We start from the raw sequence: 6,190 nt of genomic DNA on the forward strand, positions 1-6,190 counted from the left end.
GGTGTGGGGTCGTTCGCCGAGTACGAAGGTGCGGATGACCGTCACATTGCGGAAGAGCAGTTGGAACACGATGGGCGCGCTGATGCCCATCAGCAGGCCCGTGAGGAACAATTCCCAGCGCACGTGGATACCGAAACGTTCGAGTCCGATGCGGGTGCCCGCGGTGGCGAGATCGTGCAGCAGATAGATGCCGAAGGAGAAGCCGCCGATCCAGGCCAGCGGCTTTGCGTCGAGGTAGCCGCGGGCGGAGTAGATGAGGATCAGCGCGGTCGCGCCGACGGTCAGGGTGATGGCCCGGTCCTCGTAACCGTCCGGGTGGAATCTGCCGTCGATGGCCAGCAGCCGCACGGTGTAGAAGCCGGCGAACGCCGTCATGGCTAACAGGGCGGGGGTGCCGCGCAGATCGAGCAGCGAATGCCGGCGCAAACCGTATCCGATGAGGAAGAACGGGAGCAGCCGCACCGCTCCGCTGACGGTGAAGACATCGACCCGGGCCGGTATCTGCACGACGACGTACGCCACGGCCGCGACCGAGGTGGCAACCGCCCAGCCGCGCCGCGAGTCGAGAACGCCGATGCTGTCGAGGATTCCGATGATCAGGAAGATGACGAAGATCGACTGCAGGAACCACAGGTGTTCGAACCCGAACACGTAGATGCGCCAGATCGGCAGCTTGTGCGGGTTGTAGTTGGCCCCCGGGATATTGCACGCCAGCACGTATTGCAGCGTGCCCACCGTGATCAGCGGGTAGAGCAGGCGCCGGGACTTGCCCTCGAGCAGCCGCGGGTACTGCTGCCAGCCCGCGACCGGCACCATGGCGTAGACATAGCCGGAGAGCAGGGTGAACAGCGGCATGCGGACGTCGGCCAGCGCCAGATACGAGTAGTGCCAAGCGGAATGGTCACCGACGCGCAGGCCCTGGTTGCCGACGCCGATCACATGCCCGGCAACCATGAGGATTACGGCGATCCCGCGCAACGCCTGGATCGAAGAGTCTTGCCGACGGGGCTGGGAAGGACCCGGGGCGGCCGCGATATGAGACATCCGCCTCCGATCGGGCAACGCCTTCAGCAAAATCCGTCGAGCACTTCGAGCAATTACTTTATGCCGCCGCGGGATACCTCGCAGCGCATCCGATGAACCCGGCGCATCCGATGCACCCGGCCGGCTCATCACCCGGAGGTGATGAGCCGGCCTGCGTCGTCTCGGTAGCCTCCAGGGGTCAGTGGTGCTGGAGCTTGCGCTTCGTCTGCTTGTTCATGTCCTGCATATCCGACCGTGCCTGCTGGGCTTCGCGCTGTATACCGGAGCCGAGACGGTCCATGTCGCGCCTGGCGTCGTCGGCCAGCCGGTCCATGTCGCGTTCCATGCGCTGGCCCTGGTCCTTCATGCCCTGCTTGGCCTTGTTGGCCATCTGGCCGGGTTTTCGGCCGTGATTGCGAGACATTCCAACCTCCACATCGGTGGGTTTCTGGTCCGAGCTGAATCTCCGAATCTCCGAGCGCTGCCGAGCCAGTGCCGCGCGACGGCGGGGAATAGCCGGCAACCGGTGGAACGCAGCAACTGTTCAGACAACCATTGCGCCTCGTAGAGCCTGCGCCTGCCGCTCATTCCTGTCAACATTTCGGCGAAATCGGTCGAATTACGTCGGCGGAAATGGTTAGGGTGACCGTTCACCGCAGGGAATGGGTTGGATGACAGAGTCGAACGGTGCGCGGGCGCCGATGTACACACCGGAATTCGCCGCCGATCCGCATCGGGTCTATCGCGAATTACGAGCGCGGTTCGGGGCCCTGGCCCCGGTGGAGCTGGCCCCGGGCGTACCGGCCACGCTGGTGGTCGGATACCGCACGGCGGTAAGGATTCTCAACGATCCCGACCGCTTCCCGGCCGACCCGCGGGCCTGGCAGGCCGGGGTGCCCGCCGACTGCCCGGTGCTGCCGATGATGCAGTGGCGGCCCAACGCGCTGCGCAGCGCGGGCTTCGAGCACGCGCGCTACCGGCAGACCAATACCGCGGGGCTGACCGGCATCGACAAGTTCGGCTTGCAGGCCACGGTGGCCCAGGTGGCGGTGTCGCTGATCAATTCCTTCTGCGCGGCCGGGACCGCGGATCTGGTGCGCGAGTTCGCGTTTCCGCTGGCCTTCCGCGTGCTCAATCAGCTGCTGGGCTGTCCGGTCGAGATCGCGGGGCAGGCGGCGGAGGGGATGCGCGCCATCTTCGAGGGCGTCGGCGCGGAGAACGGCAACGCGCTGCTGGCCGACGCGCTGCTGCGGCTGGCGCTGTACAAGCGTGCCCAGCCGGGCGACGATGTCACCACCCGCATGCTCCAGCACCCGGCCGGGCTCAGCGATACCGAGATGGTGCATCAGCTGGCCACGCTCTACGGCGCGGGCATCGAGCCGCAGCAGAACCTCATCGTCAATACGCTGCTGTTGCTGCTGTTGGACGACCGGTTCCGGGGCAGCGCGCTGGGCGGGAGCCTGTCCACCCGGGACGCGCTCGACGAGGTGCTCTTCGACGATCCGCCGATGGCCAACTTCTGCATCAGCTTTCCGCCGCGCGCGGTGCTGGTCGACGATTGCTGGCTGCCCGCGCATCAGCCGGTGGTCATCAGCATGGCGGCGTGCAATACCGATCCGGCCATCCGGCAAGGGCAATTCACCGGCAACCGTTCGCATCTGGCGTGGGGCGTCGGCCCGCACGCCTGTCCCGCCAGTTCGCTGGCCTACCTGATCGCCCAGGAGGCGGTCGACCAGTTGCTCGATGCCCTGCCCGAGATCCAGCTGGCGGTCCCGGCGCCCGAATTGACCTGGCGGCCAGGCCCGTTCCACCGCGCCCTGACCGCGCTACCGGTCCGCTTCCTACCCTCGCCACCGCTGCCCGGACTCATCACGCTGGCGCTCTACGTCGCGGCGCTGACGGCGCTGCTGTGGTGGGGACCCGACCTGGTCACCGCCGTGACCCCGTTCGCCGCCGGCTGGCCGAGTCCCTGGCTCGGGCTGTTCCGCGGCGTGCTGACCGTCGCCGCGTTCGGTCTGGCCATGCTGCTGGCGGTGCTGGCCTTCACCGCGGTGACATTGGTGATCGGGCAGCCGTTCTACGAGGCGCTCTCACTGCGGGTGGATCGATCGGCTTCCCCCGACGGCACCGCCCCCGAATCCGAGCGCTCCTTCGGCGCGGAGTTGTGGATCTCGGTGCGCGACAGCGTGCGGATCCTGGTGCGGGTCGCGCTGTGGGGGATTCTGCTGTTCGCCCTCGGTTTCGTTCCGGTGGTGGGCCAGACCGTGATTCCGGTGCTCGGCGCACTGGTCACCGGCTTCTTCCTCACCCACGAGCTGACCGCCGTGGCCCTGCAGCGCCGCGGCATCGACCTGCGCGAGCGCCTCGTGCTACTGCGTGCCCGCAAGGGTCTGGCCTGGGGTTTCGGCGCACCGCTGAGCCTGGCGTTCCTCGTTCCGTTCGTCGCGGTATTCCTGATGCCCGGCGCGGTGGCCGGTGCGACCCTGCTGGCGCGCGAATTGCTGTGTCCGAGATCGCACAGTGACGGCGTACACGAATTCGGCCATTGATGTCCGCGTAAACACGCGAATTCTGGTGCATTCCTCCGAACCGATACGCCACGTGCGGGTTCGCGATTGTGGTGGTTCTACGAACGCGAAATTTCCGGCCCCGACAGCGCCCTGAAAAAGGCGCCGCGAGGGTGTTGTATTGGTCCTGCGGTCGGGACCACCGTCCCGATCCGACCGAGGGAGGACAGATGTACCAGACGACAGGTCAGGTAATGAATTTCGGCTACTTCGTGGTGCAGCAGCCGCGACGGATCAATGCGAAGATCGCGGGCATCGTGGTCGGCGCGCTCCTGCTGGGCGGAATCGCCGGGCAGGCCCTGCTGCCCGACGCGGTGCACAACGCCGACGAGTCGCAGCCATCGGTTGTTTCGACGATGGTCCCGGCCCAGCCGGTCGGCTGGTAAGACTGCGCCGCAGCCGGGCCGACGGCCGCGAGGCGGGGCCAGGCACGGCCGGAAGCGTCAACCGCCAGTCCGCGACCGACCCGTTCAGCAGCGGATTCGGGGCGAGTGTGTGCGCACTCCGATTGTCCGAGAAGGGATATCGGGTGCGCGTGCTCGAACAAGGTCGCCGTTTCAAGGGCGCCGACTTCGCCGCATTCCGCCCCACCGTCGCGCGAATACACCACCGCTCACGGCTTCGGCCCAACCCCCGCAGTCTGGCCGACGACTGCCTGGGTGAGCCCGCCAAGCCCGTTCCTCACCATCACCGCCCCAGCTGAACGAGTCGTGAGCGTGATCAAAGAATCAAAGTCAATGTAGTAAAAGGTGATTCGTGCAGTCCGTGGGTCGGTAGGTGAGTCGAGGCTCCCAAGTTGCGTCAGCAAAGGTCCGGTAGGGCAGGCGACGTAACCACACTTCCGGTACATGCCGACGCGAGCATTCCGGCCGTCGGTGATCCACCCGAGTAGTCTTCCCCCGGGTTACACGGCCTCGAGCATCTGAATCACATGTTGTGCCGAGCCAACCGTGCATTCCGGTCCTGCCGGGCCTGCTTGCGTTGGGCGGGTGTGGTGTAGACGTGGATGAGCTCGGTCAGCGTGTTGACCGCGATCCCGGGATCGAACCAGGGTTCGGGCGCGGCCACGTCCGGGACCCCGCCCGCGGTGACCGGGGCGACGGGGGTGCGCGGGAACAGGTAGTCGACGCCTTCGGGTGTGGTGGTGACCGATTCGCCGGTGGGCGTGCGCCATTCGACCTGGCGGCCCGGGTGGTGGAGGACCTGCCAGCGGTTGGCGTGGTTGTCGGCCAATGTCTTGAGCCGGTGATGGCGTCGACAGCGGGCGCCCAGGTTGTCTTCGGTGGTGTGCCCGCCGGATGCGGGGTCGGTGTGGTCGAAGCGGTCTTGGTGGTCGAGATCGGTGGCGGCGGCGGGGACGTGACAGCCCGGAGCCCGGCAGGTCCCGTCGAGGGCACGCACGCGGGCGGCGACGCGGGTGCGGGGCCGGTACCGCAATTCGGGTTCGGCGGCCGGGACCTGCAAGGTGGGAGTGGAAGCGACCGTGGCGGGGTCGGTTTCGGTGATGATGTCGAAACGGGCGTGGCGGGCGACCCCACGCGCGAGATCGGCATCGATGGCACCCAACCCCGCCAGCAACGCCGGGTGGTCCCGCAACCCGGCGAGGGTCTCGGCCGAGACACCCACCTGCACAAGGGCCTTACGCGCTTGCGGTACCCCCTCGGCGGTGACCGCGCGCGGGCAGTCGGGGCGTCCGCACTGGCACAACAGGCGTCCGGTGCCGTCGGCAAGGGCGACCAGCGCGTCGGCGCGACGCTGGCTGCTGTTGCGCGGATCCCGCCCACAACACTGGGTGGAGGCCATCTCCCGCAGGCGCTCATACACCGTCTGCCCGCCCGCGGCCGGAAGCACCGCGTCCAGCACAGCGATGCCGTTGTCGGCGGCGGTGATGTTCACATACCGCTCCGCCTCGGCCGCCTTACGCCGCAGCGTCTGGCCTTCGGGGTCGGCTTCGAGCAGCCAGCGCCGCGCGGTGCGGCGGATCCGTTGCGGCGTCGCGTTTTCGGCGTAGACAGCGATCTTCGGTTCCAGCTTCGCCAGCAGGTCCTCCGAGACGTTGGTGAGTGTTTCGCTGATCGCCCGCACGCGTGGCAGGTCGATACGCCCGGCCGCGAAGGCTTCGCGGGTGGCCGGGTAGCGGTGCTCGAGACCCAGACCGAGCCCGATCAGGTTGTCGGCCGAACGCTGCGACATCCTCAACGTGACACCGATTTCGGTGGCCGCGTCCTCCCCGGCGTAGAGCTGCCCGACTCCGAGGTCGAGTTGTTCTTCGCGTCGCATCCGGTAGAGCTGGGTCATCAATGCGGTCTCGCGGGCTTGCAGTGCAGCTATTTCCGAGTGGACCGCGCGCAGCTCTTCGACCACCGCGAGGGCAGCGAAGGCTTGATCAGCGATTTCACTCATACAATCGATCATAGTTTCGAATCATTCGACACAACAGCATGATCGAAGCAACACGCCTTGTAACTATCCAGCAATCACGCGATTTCATGATCTCCAGTCAACGCGCTAACGTTCTCACCAGACCCGGTTCTATAGCTCAGCGGGAGAGCACTCGCTTCACACGCGAGGGGTCGCTGGTTCGATCCCAGCTAGTGTCG

4 protein-coding genes, 1 tRNA gene and 1 pseudogene are annotated in these 6,190 nt (G+C 66.8%); 3 read left to right on the forward strand and 3 right to left on the reverse strand.

Features of this window, described 5'->3' with window-relative positions; all coding sequences use genetic code 11:
• Positions 1–81 precede the first annotated feature (81 nt).
• Positions 82–1,173, reverse strand: a pseudogene (locus NS2_RS37895) (acyltransferase family protein); the annotation flags it as partial.
• Between the two features lie 49 nt (positions 1,174–1,222).
• Positions 1,223–1,447, reverse strand: a complete 225-nt coding sequence (locus NS2_RS26995) for a hypothetical protein (RefSeq protein WP_143161285.1) — start codon at positions 1,445–1,447, stop codon at positions 1,223–1,225.
• 247 nt (positions 1,448–1,694) lie between these two features.
• Here NS2_RS26995 and NS2_RS38265 point away from each other — a divergent pair, with 247 nt between their 5' ends.
• Both NS2_RS38265 and NS2_RS27005 read left to right on the forward strand, forming a co-directional pair.
• The gene (locus NS2_RS38265) at positions 1,695–3,572 is read left to right on the forward strand and encodes an EI24 domain-containing protein (RefSeq protein WP_081986215.1); all 1,878 of its coding nucleotides are present in this window, start codon (positions 1,695–1,697) and stop codon (positions 3,570–3,572) included.
• A 188-nt stretch (positions 3,573–3,760) separates the two neighbouring features.
• On the forward strand, positions 3,761–3,976 hold the full coding sequence (locus tag NS2_RS27005) for a hypothetical protein (RefSeq protein ID WP_143161286.1): 216 nt from the start codon (positions 3,761–3,763) through the stop codon (positions 3,974–3,976).
• Positions 3,977–4,517: 541 nt separating this feature from the next.
• Here NS2_RS27005 and NS2_RS27015 read toward each other — a convergent pair.
• The gene (locus NS2_RS27015) at positions 4,518–5,993 is read right to left on the reverse strand and encodes an HNH endonuclease signature motif containing protein (protein WP_052086865.1); all 1,476 of its coding nucleotides are present in this window, start codon (positions 5,991–5,993) and stop codon (positions 4,518–4,520) included.
• A 125-nt stretch (positions 5,994–6,118) separates the two neighbouring features.
• On the opposite strand from NS2_RS27015, the gene NS2_RS27020 reads away from it, so the two are divergent.
• A tRNA-Val gene (locus NS2_RS27020) sits at positions 6,119–6,190 on the forward strand.

It is taken from the genome of Nocardia seriolae NBRC 15557 (genome assembly GCF_007990715.1).
GTDB lineage: Bacteria > Actinomycetota > Actinomycetes > Mycobacteriales > Mycobacteriaceae > Nocardia > Nocardia seriolae.